Here is a 19,818-nt window from a genome sequence, read left to right on the forward strand (position 1 = left end):
AAAATCGAGTTATACTGATCCTTCGTTATCAGATTCTTTTTCTTGCTGAATACGCAAATAAATTTCTTCACGATGAACAGAAACATCTTTAGGGGCATTAATACCTAAACGCACCTGATTTCCTTTTACTCCTAATACAGTGATGTTTACATCATCACCAATAATTAACGTTTCACCAATACGCCGAGTCAAAATCAACATGACTAATCTCCCTTAATTGCAGCTACTGATTTCCATAGATACATCCATGGCGCACAATCTAGCTACAGTTTGAACAACAAACAATCATTTTTAATTGTTTGATTGTAATTCTACACAATGTTTCTTAACAGAATATTAAGAAATAATGAATTTTATTTAACCGAAAATAGATAAATTATACTTTTTCATTTAAAGTAACAGCCTATGTAATTCTCTAACTACGGCCAAATTAATTATTACACCTGTAATAAAAGGAATTAACTTAGCATGAAACATTTAACTGAACTAAAATCTTGGTGTGCATTGAAAGAATATGCACAGAAAATCAGCGCTAGAAGTTTTAGTGACTTACAGAGAAGTTCTGTACGAGATAAAAATTTATACATCACTATACCTGAGCTTACTATAGATTTTACACACCAACAGGTCGATGATACAACCCTTGAATTACTATTTAATCTCGCAAATGAGAAAAAACTTTCAGACAAGATCAAATCCTTATTTAGTGGTGAAATAGTTAATCAAAGTGAACAAAGGCCAGCCTTACATACTGCACTTAGGCAACCCAATAATCAGCCAATTTTAGTTAGTGGTTATAATGTGATGCTTGACATAATTGATACACGCGAAGAGATGCGCATTTTATCTGAGCAAATACGCCAGGGTCAGTGGCTAGGTTATACTGATAGAGTAGTAACGGATATTGTAAATGTTGGTATTGGAGGCTCAGATTTAGGACCGCGTTTTTGTATTAATGCATTTAAAGACTGGACATTAAAAAAATTAAAATATCATTTCATCCCTGATGTTGATCCTTATAGTACTAAGCAAGTTTTAGAAAAAATAAATCCTGAAACGACACTTTTTATCATTTCATCTAAATCATTTAAGACACCAGAAACGCTACATACTTTAACCAAAATCAAAGCTTGGGGCGGATATAAAGATTTTGATGAACGACATTTTATAGCCGTTACTGCCAATTCGGCAAATGCTAAGGACATGGGCTTTAAGAAAATTTTACGCCTTTGGGATTGGGTAGGCGGCCGTTTTTCTATTTGTTCAGCAATTAATTTTATTACCGTTATTGCCGTAGGTTATGAATACTTTATCGAATTTTTGGCTGGGGCCCACACAATTGATAAGCATTTTTATAATAACGATTTTTCTAATAACTTACCCGTTTTATTAGGTTTAATTGGAATTTGGAATAATAATTTTTTAAATATTAATACTCACCTCATATTAGCCTATGCTAGACAACTTGAATATTTTATCCCTTATATTCAACAATTAGACATGGAAAGCAACGGGAAATCCGTTGATAATGATGGAAAGCGCGTTGATTATTCCACAGGCCCTATTGTTTGGGGTGGGCTTGGAAATCAGGCTCAGCACAGTTATTTTCAATTACTATGCCAAGGAACGCATCGTGTTACAGGCGACTTTCTCAGTCTTGAATCTTCTCAAAATGAAATGATTAATTACTTTTGTCAGGCAAAAATAAACGTGTTAACCCATGGTATAAAAGATAAACATAACCTTAATAACGATATTCCTGGCAACATGCCTTTAAATCATATTAGATTAACCTCATTCACACCATTTAATATTGGCCAGTTAATTGCTCTTTACGAGCATAAAATATATACACAAAGTGTTATTTGGGATATTAATCCTTTTGATCAACCTGGGGTTGAAAGCGCGAAAAGGCAATATAATAATAAATCAGCAAAATCGCCTATATCAACATCATCCAATTAAAAATGATAAGGGTTTAAAAAAGGTATTTTAACTAACTGAAGTTCGACATAAATTAACACCTAAGTGCCTCGGCTTATCCGAGACCTCCAAAGGACAAATTAAATTTGATTGATAAATAAAACCTGCTTAGTAAAGCTTTATATGATAAAAGTTGTTCTTACTTGAACATTTTATGGATGCCTCGGACAAGCCAAGGTGCTAGAACAGATGCGCCAAGCGCTTAGTGAAAGGTTGGATTTGGCGCATTTTGAATGATTATTTTCGTGCAAGATGTGCTAAATCCAACCTTTCACTCAAAAACAGGGCCATCAACACAATAAAGAAATAACCCGAGCCCGAATAAAATAATAAAGAATCAGAGAAATTACCTATTGATATCAAAATTAAAAGTGCAATGGCTGGGAAGCGCCATTCTTTTAAGGCAAGGGAAGCTTTAAATAGACTTAATAATAAAATTGCATAGCTTAATAAGCCCAATAACCCAAACTCAGCTGCAGTTAACCAATATTGGCTATGGGGTTCTAATAATTTATGTCCCCAACCAGGAACTGGGTTTTCTTGACTAAAATAATGAATAAAACCTCCTGTACCATTTCCGATTAGAGGTTCTCTTTTAAAAAGCTCTTTCGCATAATTATGAAACTGTAAACGAAAACCAATGGGAGTATCCTTACATTGTTGAAAATATTTAAAGTCATTACTTAAGGCTGTTATTCCTACTTGCATAATAGGGCTAAATTTATATGCCAAGCCAAATAATAACAAAATAGAGAAAATGCCAAATACAGCTTGGCGCTTAGTTAACATTTGAATAGCTAGAAGAGATATTAAAATAACATAAAGCACATATCCTAAACGTCCCGCATTAATAAATAGTATCTGATAACTATAAATAGCGATAAGAATGCCATAAGTAAGCCGCATATACCCTTGCCGTTTAAAAAATAAATAACCAGCCAAATAAGTTGCAAAAGCCATCATCATGCTGGTCATAATATGATTACGAAAAACATGATCAGCATAAAGATTTGCCGCGGTTAAAATATTTAAATCTTTCCCTATAGATAAAAAAGCTGTAAGAAGCATGGCTAGTAAAAAAGCATGCAGACCTAAATTTCGAGCTTTTTCATTTTGAAAACCAACTAAGAAAATTGGAAGATAGAGCAACTTACTGTATTTCTCCATAACGAAAAATTTTATTTTGATACTGGCAGGACTCCAAATACAGCCAAGTAATGCGATAAAAACAAAAGCTAATAACGCTTTACACCAAGTTTGTGCTAATAGATTTTTGATTTGAGCACGTAAATTTGTTGATAAAAGAATTGCAGCAATTGTAAGGCCCGCAAAAATACTTTTACCACTAGAGCTAATTGGAATGGCAAATAATAATGCAGTTAATAAAAACGTGACTGATTCTTTAGTGAGATATTTTGGCCAAGTAAGTTGAGCTATTGCCATAGTTTAAGTCTATTAAAATAAAAACTATAAATAGTAATATAATTAAGGAAATAAACAATATATTTTATTTTTAACTGCAGTTTAAATTCAATTTATTTAGATATTTAGTATAACAAAAGATTTTACTAGATTTAATTTATATCTATGATATTGAAAAATAAGGTTTTAAAAACTAGTATCGCCATTTTAAGTGAATTCGAGATATACTAGCTTGATGTTTAGAAGGTGGATTACGAATGCCTTTTAAGGCTCAATACAATAATATTTCTGATAACTATGCTACTGCTGATATGTTTAAATCTATCAGCCATAGTCATCAAGAGGCAATTGATCAAATTAAAAAAGCGCATTTAGGAAATCACGCAGGTTATAAAGTGCTTGATTTTGGCGTTGGTAATGGTGCCTTTTTAGCAAAGCTAAATACTTATATGCCTGATGCTGACTTCACTGGTATTGATATTTCAAGCAGAAGATTAGCTTTAGCAAGAAAAGCATTACCCTTAACAACGATTGAAGCCAGTGCAACGGAAGCAAGTCGCTATTTACCTCACCATAGTCAGGACTTAGTTCTTGCTCATTTTATAAATGCCTATATTCCTATTCATACTTTGTTTAGCCAAGCAGATTTATTAACCCATGAAAATAGCTACTTTTCTTTAATTACTACCACCTATGAATCATTTCCTGTTGCTCAGCAACATTTAGCCCAATTTATTGCGGAGGATTCATTAGTAAGCACCGTAGTTGGTCATTATTATAAAGCTATGGTTAGGAATACCACGGTTTCGGCCAGTTTAAATGAGTTATTACAAGTATTTAATCAACATCAATTTAAAGTTGTTGAACACAAACGTTTACATATACCAATTCAATTAAATAATGTCGATGAATTAGCTCGATTTGGAGTTGAAGGCACTTGGTTTTTAAATAGTATCTCAATAAGAATGCTACCTAAGAATTTTTTATTAGAACGCTTAAAACGTCTATTTACTAAGATCTTTACTTTTCCATATCATGATACGCATGTTATTGACATTATACTGGCTAAGAAATAATTTTAAGAAATTAAAGGTAAATACTTGGCGTAATTGTTTAAAATAAAGTCCATCAGGGAGTTAGGGTGTTATATCAAACCATTAAAAATTATTTACCAACTAGTGACTTAAAACAGCAACAAACTAATAACATTGTATTGATAACCTTTTGGAGCCAATTCTCTGTTTACGCTTTAAATACCGTTTTAATTTTGTTTTTAACCCGCCCACTCCTTGAACACGGATTAGGATATAGCCAAGCTAAAGCTTATGCTTTTATTGGTGTTACACAAGCTACAGGTTATCTAATGCCCGTATTAGGTGGCTTTATGGCGGATCAAATTTTAGGACTTAGGCGAGCCATTTTATTAGGCAGTGTTATGTTAGCCTTAGCTTATCTATTGGTTATGTTAAGTGGTTATTCGCTAGCAGGCTTTGGCGATAAACTTTTTATTGCCGCCTATGCCTTAATTCCTGCCACTAATTCTTTATTAATGGGTACGTCATCTGGTCTTGTTTCTCATATTTATAGTAATGATGCCATTAAAGCAAAATCGGCAATGACCTATTATTATATGGCGATCAATGTAGGCGCTTTACTAGCTACAATTATTGCACCAATTTTAATGGATAGTCCGTATGGGCCTTTATCTATTTTAACGCTAGCTTTTATAGGTAAATCATTAGCCGCTCTAAATTTTGCAAAACGATACACTCTCTACGATACTGTGATTTATGGTCGTGATAAACAACCTATGTCACCAAAGGCAAAACTACAATTATTTATTTATATAATTGGCATCTATACTTTTACATTACTTGCCTACTCGCAAGTTTATTTAGCTAGTATTATTATCGGCTTAGGTTGTGTAATAGGTATACTTGCCTTTTTAATTAAAACAATCCGTTTATCTAAACAAGCCCGACTCAAACAACTTATCGCTTTAATCCTTGTTCTTGAGGCAATTATTTTTTTTATTATTTATAATCAAATGAATAGCACGCTCATATTGTTTGCAGAACATAATTCAGACTTAAAATTATTAAATTTTCATGTTTCGCCTGCCCATTATCAATTATTAAACCCTCTATTAATTATTATACTGGGGTTGCAATTACCGCGGTTTTATCGGCGCTTTCCTAAATTTACCATCCCCTATCAGTTCGCAATGGGTACACTTTTAGCAGGTCTATCCTTATTATTGATGGCTTTTGCATCAACTACAGCCCAAAATGGCTATGTCAATGGTAATTACATAGGTTTAACCTATATCCTCATTACTTTAGCTGAGCTATGGGTGAGCGCTATCGGGCTTAGTATGATTGGACTTTATTGTGATAGCCAAAACTTAGGTTTTGCTATGGGCGTTTGGTATCTAGCCTGCTCTTTATCCAATACTATCTCTGGTAGGCTAGCAGCAATAGTAGCTATTCCTGAAAAAGCATCCTCTGTCGTTGCAGCATTACCAATCTATACCCATTATTATTTTTGGCTAGGCTGTTTTGCTCTAATTTCAGGCGCATTTATGATTTTTGGCGCTTACATTATGCAAAGTAAACTTAAGCAGGCAAAAATTGCTATTTACTAGCTACTGATTTAAAAAAAATAAATAGCCAAAACTGCCGCAATTTTTTGGAGTGAATAACCTTCTCTTTGTAAGATGGATATTCTACATCTCTACTCCAATGAAAGTTGTTTATAAGTTTTTCCTATAGCAACACCGAGTATAATCGATGTTGCACTTCGTTTGTGAAATCAAGGGATCTATTCATCAATTAGAACTAAAGTTAATTTGTAGATGGATTCCCGCCTGCGCGGGAAAGACAATCCTTATCTACGCAACAATACCTGCAAGATACGCCAAATAGAGCCGTTCCGTAGTAAAAGCTAATTGCTTACATTGCTTAGTGTTAGAGATCAAGATTATTTTTCTTAAACACTTTGTCAGCACGATAACTAGAACGAACTAGCGGTCCTGAAGCAACCTCGTAAAAGCCTTTTGCCAAGCCAATTTCACGAAATTCAAGAAATTTTTCTGGCGTGACATAACGGGCAACAGCTAGATGATTTCTTGTTGGCTGTAAATACTGCCCAAGAGTAAGTATATCAATATTTTGAGCGCGTAGATCGTCCATAGTTTTAACAATCTCTTCATCAGTTTCACCTAAACCAAGCATTAAACTTGTTTTAGTTAATACATCTGGCCGATATTGCTTGGCAAATTTTAATACATTTAAAGTTTGCCAATAGCCTGCTCGATTGTCTCGAACTGGATGAGTTAAACGTTCAACAGTTTCAACATTCTGAGCAAAAACATCAACGCCACTATCAAGCAACGTGATAATATCTTTTTCAATACCTTGAAAATCTGGTGTTAATGCTTCAACTTTGGTAGAAGGACAACGTGCTTTAATGGCGCGAATTGTATCTGCATAATGTTTAGCCCCACCATCAACTAAATCATCCCGATTAACTGACGTTAAAACGACATAATCTAAATTCATTAGAAAAACAGTATTGGCTGTGTTATTGGGCTCATCTTTATCTAACCAGCCATGTGGATTGCCCGTATCCACAGAACAGAAACGACAAGCACGTGTACAAATAGCACCCATTAGCATAATTGTTGCAGTGCCATGCGACCAACATTCGCCAATATTAGGGCATTTTGCCTCTTCACAAACAGTTGCTAGCCGATGCTTAACAACTTCATCTTTTACCTTGCTGTAAGCAGGTGTTGTTTGATTAACTATTCTTAACCACTTTGGTTTAGGTAATCTCTCTACATTAGTAGAACTCGACTTAATCCCATCTTTAATAGCCGTTATCCCCTGTTCGGTTTTATATTTATGGCCACTTTCAACTACAACAGGAATATCGATTAACTTACTCATGTTAATACCTATCAATACAAGTGCTTTGATAATCCCAAATCATACTCATAAGATCAAGTAAGACTTTATTTATCTTGCTTTTTACGTTCATCAAGTAATTTTAATAATAATTTAGCATGTGATCCATCACAAAAAGGAGGATCTTCGGTTTGTTTACATCCACAAAAGTATACCACATCAGTAAAAGGAGCATAATACTCAACCGCTAAATTACAGTCTGCTCGATCGCATAATGGCTGGGTTTGACTTGCACCACAGCTACACCAACGATATGTTTGGCCCCCTTCGACTTCAACGGCTATAGGAAAGTAATTAATTAAATCATCTTCCATAAACATTCCTTAGGTTGCAATTGAATGATTTATTTTAATTACTATAGATAAAATTTTAGAAATTTTCTCTTATAATGCCTAACTTAGGAAATAACCATGTCATTAAAATGCCTAATACTAAAGTCATAAAGATAACAGCTATATGATTTAAAATATAAGGATAAATAGCCAATATTGCACCAATAATGATTAACAACGATTTCCCTAAGCGCTGGAATGAACTTAAATATTTTTGCCAATGGGTGCGGTGTAATAAAAAAATGATAAGCAAAGAAATTAATATAAAAGGGATTACATAAATAAAAGCATAAATTAACTGATAAATGATTTGCTTGCCCATACTAAACTGCTGGCTAATTAACCATTGGTTAACAATTAAAGCAAAATTAGGCGAGTTATTGAGCTGTATATAGTTTTGGATAGCAAAGGCTGTTAGCAAAGCCGTCATAAATGTAATAGCTACAGGTAAAAAAGCTACTGCTTTTTTTAGAAAAATTAAAGTAAAAAGTATTAAACCAAGGCCGATCAACAATGCTGGTATTCGAAATAATGCCATAAAATCATGAAAGAGGGATAAGTGAGCTATTTGAAAATAATGGCCAAGGCCAATTCCTACTACAAATGCAGACAAGATGATAAGTATAGTTTTGGTATTAGGTAACAACATTAGAAAACCAACAATCGTTAGAAATAGGAGGGTTCCGGAAGGATTTAAAGCATCAAGTAATGCCATTATAAAAATAAAAGCTGGCTTGGAATTGCCCGATTGAATATTTTCCTCATACCAATTTGCTAGAGACATTTGTTTTAAGGTTTGTATTGTTGATTCAGATAATTGACCATTTTTAATGATTTGATCATGACAATAGTTTAATCCCGCAGCAAGTTGAGCACCTGATTGTTCAACATTGTTAAAACCAACCCAGCGGCTATTACAAAAGAAAATAGCAGGAACTGAATAGTCATCAATGTTTTGCTCTTGTAAAAAGTTATGAAAGGTAATTAAGGACGCCTTATCTTTATTAATTACATAATGATTTATTTTTACCCAAGGATTACGTTTAGCAAAATCATTTAGAAATGCTTGTGCTTTTTGACAGAAAGGACAAGTTGATATTGTAAAAAGGTTAACTTGTAGCGTGATATCTTTATCATTTGTAGTAAACCATTGGTTTGGTGAATTATTAGCCCAACCCACTACTATAAAAAAACAAATTAGGCAGCTCACAATTAACTTTTTATACATTCTTTATGACCCTTCCGTGCTTTACTTAAAATTATAATAATATTTTTACCTTGGCGAGCTTTAAATTCTAAAATTAATTACATTGGCTTATTTGCTGTTTAAACTCAATAGACTTCTAATATTTTGCCTCTATTTAAATGTTTTTATTTTAAACATAAAGATAAATATTGCATAACTTAAAAAAGGCTGAAATAATCCGCAATTTGTACCATCTTGCTACTAATGCAATCTTCATGAAAAAAAACAGCAGTTATTACCTCATAGGCATCCTTTTACTCATTTCTGCGCAAACTATGGTAGGTATGAATATCGTTTTATCGAAAAAACTGGTAAATACTATCCCTACTCTAGTATTAATAAATATTCGTTTTGCATTAGCAAGTATTATTTTATTACCTCTACATTGGTTAACACCAGCAAGAAAACAAAGAATATCTATGCATCTTAGTAATTTAAAGGCTAAAGATTGGTACTTTATTGCTGCTCAAGCTTTATCTGCTGGCGTTTTATTTAATGTCTTTATGTTATTAGGTCTACATACAACCGATGCTAACATAGCTGGCATTATTACCAGCACACTACCAGCAATTATAGCTATAATTTCTTGGGTTGTTCTAAGAGAAAAACTGTCTGCTAAAACTAGTCTATGTATTTTTTTTGCTACCTTAGGCCTTTTTGTTATTGCTTGTGAAAAATTTAGTAAGCTTAGTAGCGACCACTCATTTTTAGGTGACTTTATTATTTTTATCGCTCTACTTCCTGAAGCAGCCTATTATGTGTTATGCAAAATGCATATTTATCGCTTTCCTGTTTTCCTGCTGTCAGCAATTATGAATGGTATTAATGCCTTGGTGTTATTACCTTTTTCATTGTTTAAATTTAGCAGCCTATTTAGTATTACTTTAATAAGTTGGGGAATATTAATTTGCTTAGGTCTTAGCACTAGTTTATTTTATATTTTTTGGTACTTTGGTTCCCAGCGGGTTGATGGTGTTATGGCTTCTCTATCTACGGCAGTGATGCCTATTAGCACGGTTATTTTTGCTTGGGCTTTATTGGGTGAACAACTTACTAATACACAATTTTTTGGTATGGGATTGGTCATTATTTCTATCGTCTTCTATACCAGGCGATAGATAAATTAAGAATGAATATAAGCTTCTAGATGCTCTATTACTCGAGATTTATCGTCAATTAATGAAAATAAAACATCCCCAATAGAAATAATCGCTACTAACTTACCATCTTCATTAATCAAAACATGACGGCGTTTGGTCATTGTAATGACTTCCATGGCTTTCTCCACGGTGTCATTAACATCTAAAATGCTTACATTTTTATAAACAATGTCACCCGCTGTAGCTGTATGTGGATCTAATCCTTGGTGAAGACAATCGCGTATAATATCTCGCTCACTGACTAAACCTATAAGCTCATTGCGATCATGCACGACTAAAGCGCCAATATCTTTATCGACCATTAAGTTCACACAATCCATCACAGTAAAAGCTGGCTCAATATAAGCAATTGGACGACGGGGTTTTGGTAAAATGGAATAAATTAGATTAGCCATAATATCCTCATAACAAGCCCAATTTACTATCAGTATAGTTGATGAATGTTAGTTATGGCATTTTGGAGAGAAATTTTAGAATGGAATACTATAATTATTGAAATTATAGTATTCCTAAAATTTGCAATTATTGAATGACACGCCAAGAGCCATCTGCTTGACGACAGGCCTTGCCATAAATCTCTTGACTCTTTCCACCAATGATAGCACGTGTAGTATATTCACGGCAGGGTTGTTGATTATTTGAGTAATATGTCCTTGTTGTTTTAACAGTATATCTGTTACCGCTATCTGGATTTCTCCAAGTTACAGGTCTACCAGTTGGTGCAGTTTCCAGTACTCTTTGCATCTCTAAGCGATCTAGTCTATCCATAGTGCGACCAATATTACCACCAAGGTAAGCACCAAGTAATGCGCCACCAGCCGCTGCAGCTACTTTGCCTGAACCACCACCAAATTGGCTACCAACGAGGCCGCCAACGACTCCACCTGTTAACGAGCCAACTCCTTCATTGTTGATAGGAACACAGCTTGATAATAAAACAGATGTAGCAAGGGTTGCTAATAGTATTTTTTTCATGCAATTTCACCTGTATAACGTTTGAAATCGGTTGGTATTCTATCATCAAGGTTATATATTATCCACATTTCCTTTAATTTTATTCTGATGTACTCGTGGTGATAATTGACATAGCAATTCATAAGGAATTGTTTTAGCCGATTTTGCAATTGATTCTACCAATATATTTTTACCCCAAAGTTCCACTAGATCGCCAATTTTGATATTAAAACAATCAGTTAAGTCAACTGCCAGCATATCCATTGACACCCGGCCCACAATCGGCGCAAGAGAACCATTAACCCAAACAGGTGTATTAGAACTAATATGGCGAGGAAATCCATCACCATAACCCGCAGCAACAATACCAATAATTGAGGGTCTTTTTGTTTGCCATGTTCCGCCATAGCCAATAGATACACCAGCTGGATAATGATGAATTGCACTGATTGCCGAAATAAAACTCAGCACTGGTTTTAATCCTAAATCTGCTGAGGTAAGATTTGCAAAAGGAGAAACACCATATAACATAATTCCAGGCCTAACCACATCTGCTTGCGCCTTCTCCAACGCAATAATTGCTGCCGAATTAGCAATACTTGTAATAAATTGACCTTCAGGCAACTTAAGTTCACGATAACTATTTAATTGGGCTAGATTAGCAGGATTTTCTGGTTCATCAGCACAGGCGAGATGTGTCATTAAACCAATTTCTAAGTCTACCCACGAGCAATTTTGTAAGGATTGGATAATGTCATATACTTGCTCTGGCGCAAAGCCTAATCGATGCATGCCGGTATCTACTTTTACCCAAACTTTAATTTTACATGTTAGTGGGTTATTTAATAACCAGTGTAGTTGATAGGGTTGATGCAACACATACTGTAATTTATATTGACTAACCTTGGTTAACTCATCAGCACTAAAGACACCTTGAAATAAGATACACTCGCTATCTATTCCCAGATTCCGTATGGCAATAGCCTCTTCAAGACATGCAACGCCAAATGCATACACATGATCACTTAAAACTGGTACAACCGATTCTAAGCCACATCCATAGGCATTGGCTTTAACCATAGCAATTATTTTTTTACCGGGGGCATAATCTTTAACACGAGTTAAGTTATGTAATAAAGCTGCCTTATCAAATTGGACATAAGTTGGCCTTGTCACTGGCAATTACTCCTGATAACCATTAAAAGCCAAATCCTCAAAACGTGTATATTTCCCTAAAAATGCTACTTTAACTCGACCAATTGGACCATTACGTTGTTTTGCAATTATAATTTCCGCAATACCCTTTTCAGGACTATCCTCATTATAAACTTCATCTCGATAAATAAAGCAAATCACATCCGCGTCTTGCTCTATCGCGCCAGACTCTCGTAAGTCAGACATAACAGGACGCTTATCATGACGCTGCTCTAAGCTTCGATTTAGCTGGGATAATGCAACAACAGGAACCTTAAGTTCTTTCGCAAGAGACTTTAAACTTCGCGAAATTTCTGAAATCTCAGCTGTACGATTCTCAGCTTTAAACCCAGGTACTTTCATAAGCTGAAGGTAATCCACCACGATAAGTCCTAACTGACCATATTCTTTAGCTACTCTTCTAGCTCGTGCCCTCATTTCAGCTGGACTTAAGCCAGGAGTATCATCCATAAAAAGAGGAGCTTCTGAAAGCATATGTACCGCAGATGTTACCCGTGGCCAATCATCATCTGTTAATTTTCCCGTACGAAGTCGGTGTTGATCAATACGCCCTAAGGAGGACATCATACGCATGGCTAACGAATCAGATGGCATTTCCATTGAGAACACTAAAACAGGCTTACCTCCTCGAATAGCTGCATGTTCAGCCATATTCATAACTAGGGTTGTTTTACCCATTGACGGGCGTCCTGCTACAATAATTAAATCTGAAGGCTGTAGTCCTGACGTTAATTCATCTAGGTCAGTAAGACCAGTTGCTAGGCCTGTGATGGCATCACCATTATGATAGAGGGCATCTATTTTCTCCACTGCTCTTACTAAAATTGACTTAATGCTTTCAGGCCCGCCATCTCCACCCGTTTGCTCAGCAATAGCAAATACTTTGGTTTCAGCAAGATCAAGTAATTCAGCTACTTCCCGGCCTGCTGGATTATAAGCTGCATCAGCAATGTCACCTGCTACGCCAATCAATTGACGTTGTACTGATTTTTCACGAACAATATCTGCATAAGCTGAAATATTTGCAACACTGGGCGTATTGTTAGCTAGTTCAAATAAGTAAGTCTCGCCACCAGCTTGATCAAGTTCATCACTTGTTTTTAACGTATTAAGTAAAGTAACCACATCAAATGGCTGACCTTTACGAGCTAATTCAACAATAGCGCGAAAAAGGGTTCTATGTTCAGTGCGATAAAAATCGGCCTCACATAATTTAGTACTTACTTTATCCCATGCTTGATTATCAAGCATAAGGCCACCAATAATTGACTGCTCTGCTTCTGCAGAATGAGGAGGTCGTTTTAAGGGATCTATTGATTGCTTATTATTTTTTCGTGCTAATGCTTCAGCCATAATTTTCTAATTTAATTGATAAGTTAATCTAAACCACTCTTTTTAAGAATTAAATGAGCTTCACGAGAAAAAGAGCTCATGCCTCTTATTAATTTGTAAGAGATGAGAAACATCTAGTAAACCTTACAGCGCATGGCAAGTTTCCGCAATTTCACCCCTGTATTCTTTATCTACCCCTAATCGCTTCAATTACTTGCGCCATGCCTAAGCTTCATGAAGAAACTAGCTTTAGGGACTATTGTAATGCTGAAAAGAAAAAAGACACACAAAGAGTGTGTCTTTTTTTAAATTATTTAAATAACTTGTTTTATCTCACCCATACTTGAGTGCGACCTAATGCAGAAACACCTACATAGCCGCGTACATATAATTTATTACCTTGAACAGTAATTTTAGCACGGTAAACTTTTCCTGTTTTAGGATCTAAAATCTGACCACCGTCCCAAACACCGTTACCTTTATCTTTTAAGCCCCACAAGAAAGTCAAACCTACAATAGGTTTGTTTCTAAAACCACCTGGACAGTTTTTGCATACACCAGTATCACCAGGTTGTGGAAAAACTTTAACGATAGATCCGTTTAAAGTGCCGCCTGAAGTTGATAATCTAACAATGGCTCTTTTCTGCCCAGTCTTATCATCAATTGTTGTCCATGTTCCAGCTGGGGATGGGGCAGCAATTGCAAGCGGCATAAATAACGCCATTACTATAATCGCAACAAACGATTTCCATTGGCTCATTCTCATTCTCCATAATAGGTTTCCTTAAAAAGGATAAGCTAGTAATTGTTTCTTTGCAAATTTAAAATGAAGCAAAATTAATTTACTGATTATTCCTTTTTATAAGGAATTAAAATTAATCAAAAGGGGCGAAAAATTGGTCAATATCTTCTTCAGTTAGCGCACTTAACCCACTAAGATTTTCAGTCAAAATACCTTCAAAAAGTTGTTTTTTCCTATTTTGAATAGTTACCATGACTTCTTCCACTGTACCTAAAGTAATTAACTTATAAACAAAAACAGTATTTTTTTGTCCAATTCGATGGCTTCTATCAGTTGCCTGGTTTTCTACCGCGGGATTCCACCATGGATCATAATGAATAACTGTATCAGCTTGAGTCAAATTTAATCCAGTTCCACCTGCTTTAAGGCTAATAAGGAAGATAGGAATATTACCCTCTTGAAATTTATTAACTATATCTAGACGATTTTTTGTTTGCCCAATAAGTTTAAGATAATCATAGGAACGATTAATTAGCTTTTCTTCAATAAGCTTTAACATAGATGTAAATTGAGAAAATATTAAAATTCGCCTGTTTTCAGCTACTAAATTATCTACCAAAGTCATCAGTGCTTCTAATTTCGCTGAACTATGATAAGCAATTTCTGCTCCAGGTGCTGAAACAAGTCTTGGATCACAACAGACTTGGCGTAGTTTAAGTAATGCATCTAACACAACGATATGGCTTCTTTTTAATCCTAGCTCTGCAATGGCTGAGCGAACTCTTTGTTGCATACTAATGCGAATGGCTTCATAAAGATCCCTTTGAGCACCAAGTAATTCTATCTTATGCGTTGTTTCAATTTTTTCAGGTAATTCCTGTGCAACTTGATTTTTAGTTCTACGCAGCATGAAGGGACGAATGCGCTTCATTAATAACTCAGCACGCTGCCGATCAGATTGCTTTTCAATAGGCAATTTAAAAAATTTACGAAATTGTTTTATATCACCTAACAAACCTGGCATCAAAAAATGAAAAAGCGACCAAAGTTCACCAAGATGATTTTCAAGAGGAGTACCTGATAAACATAAGCGATAAGTAGCTTTAATTTGTAAAATAATTTGTGTCACTTTCGCACGATTATTTTTGATAAATTGTGCTTCATCAAGGATAAAATAATAAAAATTTTCTTTAACAAATTTATCTTTATCACGTTGGATTAAGCTGTAGGTTGAAATAACAAGGTCATAATCGGCAAAATTTTTCTGTCTGTTACTTCCATGAAAAATTAATATTTTTAATGCGGGCGTGAAACGTTTAGCTTCTTCACTCCAATTCGTAATAACACTCGTTGGCGCAATAATTAATGATGGCTGCGTCATGCGACCTTGTTCTTTTTCAAGTTGTAGATGTGCAAGTGTTTGAATGGTTTTTCCTAAACCCATATCGTCTGCTAAAATACCGCCAAATTTTCCCCTACGTAATGATTGCAGCCAGGATAACCCTTGCAGTTGGTAATCTCTTAGTTTTGCTTTTAATCCACTGGGCACGATTATTGTTTTTAAAAAATCATTTTGTATAAGTTTTTTTAGTTGCTGATAAACATCGCTATCATTTTGCCACCGTAATGATACTGCAGACATAGCTTGATCTGCTTCATACATCAACATCAGCTGGTAACGAGTTATTTGTAGTTCATCTTTATCAGTTGTAATAGCACTATTATATTGCAAAAGAAAACGCAAAAGAGGCTTAAGGCGGCCTAGCGGAACTTGCAATTGATTTTTATTAGATAGAGATAAAATAATTTTTTTATCATCATCAAGCTCTTCTAAGTCAATATTTTTTAGCTTAGGTAACAACTTAGCAATGAGAGGAATAATACTAACTTGCTTATCTTCAATTAAAATACCTAAATGGTAAGAAAAGAAATGATGTTGATGTTCATGAACTTCAGAAAACCATTCCACCGAATCCAAAGTCATCGGTTCTTCAAAAATACTTTGATTATAATGAACTAACCAACCTTTATTTTTAAATAAGGATACCATTTCATTATATAGTTTTGGCAAGTCAGATGCGTAAATAGCATTTTTAAATAGTCGTAAATCTTTAAATCCTTCACTACTGGGCAAAGTTTTAAAAGTTGTATGGCGATCTAACGTTATCTGAAAATCAGCTAATATTTGTTGCTCTAAATTTAAATCCCTTTTTACTTCTATTAATAAATCATCTGTTTCGTAAAATAAGCTAAGAAAATCTTCTCGCCCGGTAATTTGTATTCCAGCGTAATCATAAGCAAGCTGACATGTCACATGGTAATCTTTTAATTCATATTCCTTAAGTACACTCAATGTATTAGAAGTTACTTCTTTAGCGTTTAAAATAATAATTGGCTTAGGTTTTAAATTCTGAATTACCTTATTTTCATAAATGGTTGGCTTAGGTAAATTTTCATTCACTTCAGTTATTTTCGTAGCAAAAGAAGCGGCCTCAGTTAACTTGATAATCGGTAGAGTAAAAAGCCATTTTAAATGCTCAATTTGATTATCTTGTTCGACTATACCCAAAGCCTTGTTGGATGTGTCATAATACCAAAGCTTATCTAAAAAGAGAGGTTTTAAAACAGCCTCTTTTTCTCCAATAATTAATTGTTGTGTACCATCAATATTTAAATGCCAATGCATTTGCATAGGTGCTTTATTAAAAAGGAGTGAACTATCAGTTTGCTCTAACAAATAAGCTCTTTGAGTTAATAAAATTTTTTCTAATAAAAAACTAGTATGCACAATCAACCGATCAAACCACCCTTCAATATTATTTCTTAAGGCTAATGTTGTGATTATTTCATCATCCACTTGGGTAAAGTATTGCTTGCGAGCTGGCGCAAGTGAATGAAAAATAGTCTTTTTATTTAAATTATGTCGTTTTAGTCGTTGAGATAATGCTAAATTAATCCTAACCAGGCCACTCGATGTTAAATCAAATAGGTAAACAATTTCATAGATATTATCTTTTTGAACAATAGGCGTTAAGTCACTTCCTAAAGCACTTGTACTAGTAGGAAAATTATTAATTTTAATATTGATATTTTCTTTTACTTTTAAAGCAAAAAGACTAGCTGCGGCATGTTTGCAATTCTTTTTAGCTGGACAATTACAGCAGGCAGGTTGTTTTGGCCATGCTTTTAAATCAATATAAACATTATAAATATGTGATGATGTATCTTTAACTCGCGCTTTAAGCAAGCCCTCACTTAAACGAATATTAAGTACAAATCCCTTCTTTTCGTATTCTAAACCCTGCATTAATACGGAGGGTAAGAAAATATCGGCCATCCGTGATAATGCATCTTTCAACATAATTTACATCACATAATGGTAAACAGATCATTATAATTAAATAGTAAGGATTTTAAAATTAAATAGAACTTTTTTAGCAATACTTTGATTTATTTATTCAATGTTATTTAAATTTTTGATTAGAAAAGTTTTTTAAATTTGCAATAAGTATTTTCTTGTGACAACAAAAGATAATTTATCATTCCCCCTACTGCTTAAGTTTAGTACTTCCTAGTGAATCTTGCAGGCTCTCGAATTCTACTTATAAATTTAATGCAATAATTATTATTCCCATTTTAAAATATAAAATATTTTTACTTGCACAAGTTTAAAACAAGTTATATTGTTCAACATAAGATTTAAATATATTAGGTAAACCTAGCTTTCTATGACTATGAATGAAGAATTAAAAATATTAATGGCACAAATTAATACTACTGTCGCTGCAATTGATGCTAATGCTCATAAAGTCATTGATACTATTATTCGTTATCAAAATGAGCATGACATCATTGTTTTTCCTGAGCTTGTTATTTCTGGCTATCCAGCTGAAGATTTACTTTTAAGATCTGAGTTCCATGATCAAATTGGACAAGCCTTAGAAAGGGTCGCAAGTGTGGTAGGTGATTGCTACGTAATTATTGGCCATCCCACTCAACAAGGCGATAAGTGTTTTAATTCAGCCAGTATTTATTGTAATGGTGTCCGAATTACTACTTATCATAAGCAGGCACTACCTAATTATGGAGTATTTGACGAACTCCGTTATTTTATCTCTGGCCAGCATAATCCATGTATTCTATCTCTTAAAGGTTATCAAGTAGGCATTTGCATCTGTGAGGATATCTGGCTTAAGCAGCCTGTAAATGACTTACTAGCCGCCGGTGCCGATACAATTGTTTGTTTAAATGCATCACCCTTTGAATATAATAAATATCAACTACGTGAAGATTTAGTTCGTGAGCATACGCAAAAAGGTATTTCATTTATTTATGTTAATGCAGTTGGTGGCCAAGACGAACTAGTTTTTGATGGTCAATCATTTGCCATAGATAAGACAGGAAAAATTAGTGCCCGAGCAGCAGCTTTTAAAGAAGAATGTTTAACTGTTACGCTGCATGGAAATAAATTAAACGGAAAGATAACACCTTTACTTGAATTAAATGCATTAATTTATAATGCACTGATTTGCGGTACTAAAGACTACGTTGAAAAAAATAACTTTTCCAGTGTAATTCTAGGGCTTTCAGGCGGTATTGACTCTGCCTTAACCTTAGCAATTGCAGTTGATGCTTTAGGGCCTGATCGTGTGCAAGCTGTTATGATGCCTTCTCGCTATACAGCAGAAATGAGCATTATTGATGCCGAACAACAAATTAATGCGCTAGCAATTAAAAGTGAGCTTTTAACCATTGAGCCAGTATTTAAAAGTATTTTAACAACCCTTGAACCAGTATTTGCCGGCCTTTCCCCAGACATTACTGAAGAAAATATCCAAGCCCGCATTCGCGGTTTATTCTTAATGGCCTTATCAAATAAAAAAGGCAGCCTTGTATTAACAACTAGTAATAAAAGTGAAACAGCGGTTGGTTACGCCACTTTATATGGTGATATGGCCGGCGGGTTTTCAGTGTTAAAGGATGTTTTAAAAACTCAAGTTTATGCTTTAGCTCGTTATCGTAATCAATTATCCCCTGTTATACCAGAACGCGTTATTAACCGCGCCCCTTCAGCTGAGTTAGCAATAAATCAAACCGATCAGGACAGCTTACCTGATTATCCAACACTAGATAAAATTATTACAGCATATATGGAGAATAACCTAGATACCCAAGCGTTGATTGCAAAAGGACACCATGGAGAAATGGTTGAGAAGGTCATTCGACTTATTAGAAGAAATGAATATAAACGTCGTCAAGCAGCGCCGGGTATTAAAATAAGCTCACGTGCTTTTGGTCGTGACTGGCGTTTTCCAATAACGTCTGGTTTTAAATAAATGGATTCCCGCCTGTGCGGGAAGGACAAAGCGATTCTTAAGTTGACTCCATTAGGTAAGTGTTATGTGTTTCTAAGCTCAATATTACTTGAGAGTTCTCATAAAATTTGTTAGGAGTGCTCAATAAA

Annotated in this window: 16 protein-coding genes and 1 pseudogene; 5 read left to right on the top strand and 12 right to left on the bottom strand. The window is 34.6% G+C overall.

The annotated features are described in order from the left end of the window. Window positions 1-9 precede the first annotated feature (9 nt). A complete protein-coding gene (csrA, locus tag E1P04_RS04875; RefSeq protein WP_115330851.1) occupies window positions 10-201 on the bottom strand; it encodes a carbon storage regulator CsrA in 192 nt (63 codons plus the stop codon). Window positions 202-468: 267 nt separating this feature from the next. Between csrA and pgi the strand changes: the two genes are divergently transcribed. Further along, complete coding sequence (gene pgi, locus E1P04_RS04880) at window positions 469-1,965, top strand: glucose-6-phosphate isomerase (protein WP_131781796.1); 1,497 nt, start codon at window positions 469-471, stop codon at window positions 1,963-1,965. 255 nt (window positions 1,966-2,220) lie between these two features. Here pgi and E1P04_RS04885 read toward each other — a convergent pair whose 3' ends face one another. Beyond that, the gene (locus tag E1P04_RS04885) at window positions 2,221-3,426 is read right to left on the bottom strand and encodes an O-antigen ligase family protein (RefSeq protein WP_131781797.1); all 1,206 of its coding nucleotides are present in this window, start codon (window positions 3,424-3,426) and stop codon (window positions 2,221-2,223) included. 236 nt (window positions 3,427-3,662) lie between these two features. Here E1P04_RS04885 and E1P04_RS04890 point away from each other — a divergent pair, with 236 nt between their 5' ends. Beyond that, window positions 3,663-4,481 carry a class I SAM-dependent methyltransferase gene (locus E1P04_RS04890; protein ID WP_131781798.1) on the top strand — a complete coding sequence of 273 codons (819 nt, stop codon included), beginning with the start codon at window positions 3,663-3,665 and terminating at the stop codon, window positions 4,479-4,481. A gap of 65 nt (window positions 4,482-4,546) precedes the next feature. Continuing rightward, a complete protein-coding gene (locus tag E1P04_RS04895) occupies window positions 4,547-6,049 on the top strand; it encodes a peptide MFS transporter (RefSeq protein ID WP_131781799.1) in 1,503 nt (500 codons plus the stop codon). A 23-nt stretch (window positions 6,050-6,072) separates the two neighbouring features. Here the strand turns inward: E1P04_RS04895 and E1P04_RS18360 are convergent. From E1P04_RS18360 to E1P04_RS04910, 4 genes and pseudogenes are all read right to left on the bottom strand, one after another. Next, window positions 6,073-6,174: pseudogene (locus tag E1P04_RS18360) on the bottom strand (helix-turn-helix domain-containing protein); the annotation flags it as partial. Between the two features lie 197 nt (window positions 6,175-6,371). Then, a complete protein-coding gene (gene lipA / locus E1P04_RS04900; protein ID WP_131781800.1) occupies window positions 6,372-7,355 on the bottom strand; it encodes a lipoyl synthase in 984 nt (327 codons plus the stop codon). A gap of 65 nt (window positions 7,356-7,420) precedes the next feature. Further along, a complete protein-coding gene (locus E1P04_RS04905; protein WP_131781801.1) occupies window positions 7,421-7,687 on the bottom strand; it encodes a CDGSH iron-sulfur domain-containing protein in 267 nt (88 codons plus the stop codon). Between the two features lie 55 nt (window positions 7,688-7,742). Further along, window positions 7,743-8,933: a thioredoxin domain-containing protein gene (locus E1P04_RS04910; protein WP_131781802.1), complete on the bottom strand. Its 1,191-nt coding sequence runs from the start codon at window positions 8,931-8,933 to the stop codon at window positions 7,743-7,745. A gap of 233 nt (window positions 8,934-9,166) precedes the next feature. Here E1P04_RS04910 and E1P04_RS04915 point away from each other — a divergent pair, with 233 nt between their 5' ends. Then, complete coding sequence (locus tag E1P04_RS04915) at window positions 9,167-10,069, top strand: DMT family transporter (protein ID WP_131781803.1); 903 nt, start codon at window positions 9,167-9,169, stop codon at window positions 10,067-10,069. Window positions 10,070-10,074: 5 nt separating this feature from the next. On the opposite strand, the gene E1P04_RS04920 is transcribed toward E1P04_RS04915, so the two are convergent. The 6 genes from E1P04_RS04920 to E1P04_RS04945 form a co-directional block, all read right to left on the bottom strand. Beyond that, on the bottom strand, window positions 10,075-10,506 hold the full coding sequence (locus E1P04_RS04920; protein ID WP_131781804.1) for a CBS domain-containing protein: 432 nt from the start codon (window positions 10,504-10,506) through the stop codon (window positions 10,075-10,077). Window positions 10,507-10,633: 127 nt separating this feature from the next. Continuing rightward, a complete protein-coding gene (locus E1P04_RS04925) occupies window positions 10,634-11,086 on the bottom strand; it encodes an RT0821/Lpp0805 family surface protein (protein ID WP_131781805.1) in 453 nt (150 codons plus the stop codon). Between the two features lie 51 nt (window positions 11,087-11,137). After that, window positions 11,138-12,241, bottom strand: a complete 1,104-nt coding sequence (gene alr, locus E1P04_RS04930) for an alanine racemase (protein ID WP_131781806.1) — start codon at window positions 12,239-12,241, stop codon at window positions 11,138-11,140. 6 nt (window positions 12,242-12,247) lie between these two features. Further along, window positions 12,248-13,633, bottom strand: coding sequence for a replicative DNA helicase (dnaB, locus tag E1P04_RS04935; RefSeq protein WP_131781807.1), 1,386 nt, complete (start codon window positions 13,631-13,633; stop codon window positions 12,248-12,250). 307 nt (window positions 13,634-13,940) lie between these two features. After that, entirely contained in the window at window positions 13,941-14,372 is a 432-nt protein-coding gene (locus E1P04_RS04940; RefSeq protein WP_131781808.1) for a DUF2147 domain-containing protein, read from the bottom strand. 115 nt (window positions 14,373-14,487) lie between these two features. Next, window positions 14,488-17,715, bottom strand: coding sequence for a DEAD/DEAH box helicase (locus E1P04_RS04945; protein ID WP_131781809.1), 3,228 nt, complete (start codon window positions 17,713-17,715; stop codon window positions 14,488-14,490). A 373-nt stretch (window positions 17,716-18,088) separates the two neighbouring features. Between E1P04_RS04945 and E1P04_RS04950 the strand changes: the two genes are divergently transcribed. Beyond that, window positions 18,089-19,690, top strand: a complete 1,602-nt coding sequence (locus tag E1P04_RS04950) for an NAD+ synthase (RefSeq protein WP_131781890.1) — start codon at window positions 18,089-18,091, stop codon at window positions 19,688-19,690. Window positions 19,691-19,818: the final 128 nt, after the last annotated feature.

Source organism: Legionella gresilensis (genome assembly GCF_900639865.1).
GTDB classification, from domain to species: Bacteria; Pseudomonadota; Gammaproteobacteria; order Legionellales; family Legionellaceae; genus Legionella_C; species Legionella_C gresilensis.

Coding starts and splice junctions, on each gene's coding strand:
- csrA (WP_115330851.1), bottom strand. CDS start 201: ATGTTGATTTTGACTCGGCGTATTGGTGAAACGTTAATTATTGGTGAT.
- pgi (WP_131781796.1), top strand. CDS start 469: ATGAAACATTTAACTGAACTAAAATCTTGGTGTGCATTGAAAGAATAT.
- E1P04_RS04885 (WP_131781797.1), bottom strand. CDS start 3,426: ATGGCAATAGCTCAACTTACTTGGCCAAAATATCTCACTAAAGAATCA.
- E1P04_RS04890 (WP_131781798.1), top strand. CDS start 3,663: ATGCCTTTTAAGGCTCAATACAATAATATTTCTGATAACTATGCTACT.
- lipA (WP_131781800.1), bottom strand. CDS start 7,355: ATGAGTAAGTTAATCGATATTCCTGTTGTAGTTGAAAGTGGCCATAAA.
- E1P04_RS04905 (WP_131781801.1), bottom strand. CDS start 7,687: ATGGAAGATGATTTAATTAATTACTTTCCTATAGCCGTTGAAGTCGAA.
- E1P04_RS04910 (WP_131781802.1), bottom strand. CDS start 8,933: ATGTATAAAAAGTTAATTGTGAGCTGCCTAATTTGTTTTTTTATAGTA.
- E1P04_RS04915 (WP_131781803.1), top strand. CDS start 9,167: ATGAAAAAAAACAGCAGTTATTACCTCATAGGCATCCTTTTACTCATT.
- E1P04_RS04920 (WP_131781804.1), bottom strand. CDS start 10,506: ATGGCTAATCTAATTTATTCCATTTTACCAAAACCCCGTCGTCCAATT.
- E1P04_RS04925 (WP_131781805.1), bottom strand. CDS start 11,086: ATGAAAAAAATACTATTAGCAACCCTTGCTACATCTGTTTTATTATCA.
- dnaB (WP_131781807.1), bottom strand. CDS start 13,633: ATGGCTGAAGCATTAGCACGAAAAAATAATAAGCAATCAATAGATCCC.
- E1P04_RS04940 (WP_131781808.1), bottom strand. CDS start 14,372: ATGAGCCAATGGAAATCGTTTGTTGCGATTATAGTAATGGCGTTATTT.
- E1P04_RS04945 (WP_131781809.1), bottom strand. CDS start 17,715: ATGTTGAAAGATGCATTATCACGGATGGCCGATATTTTCTTACCCTCC.
- E1P04_RS04950 (WP_131781890.1), top strand. CDS start 18,089: ATGAATGAAGAATTAAAAATATTAATGGCACAAATTAATACTACTGTC.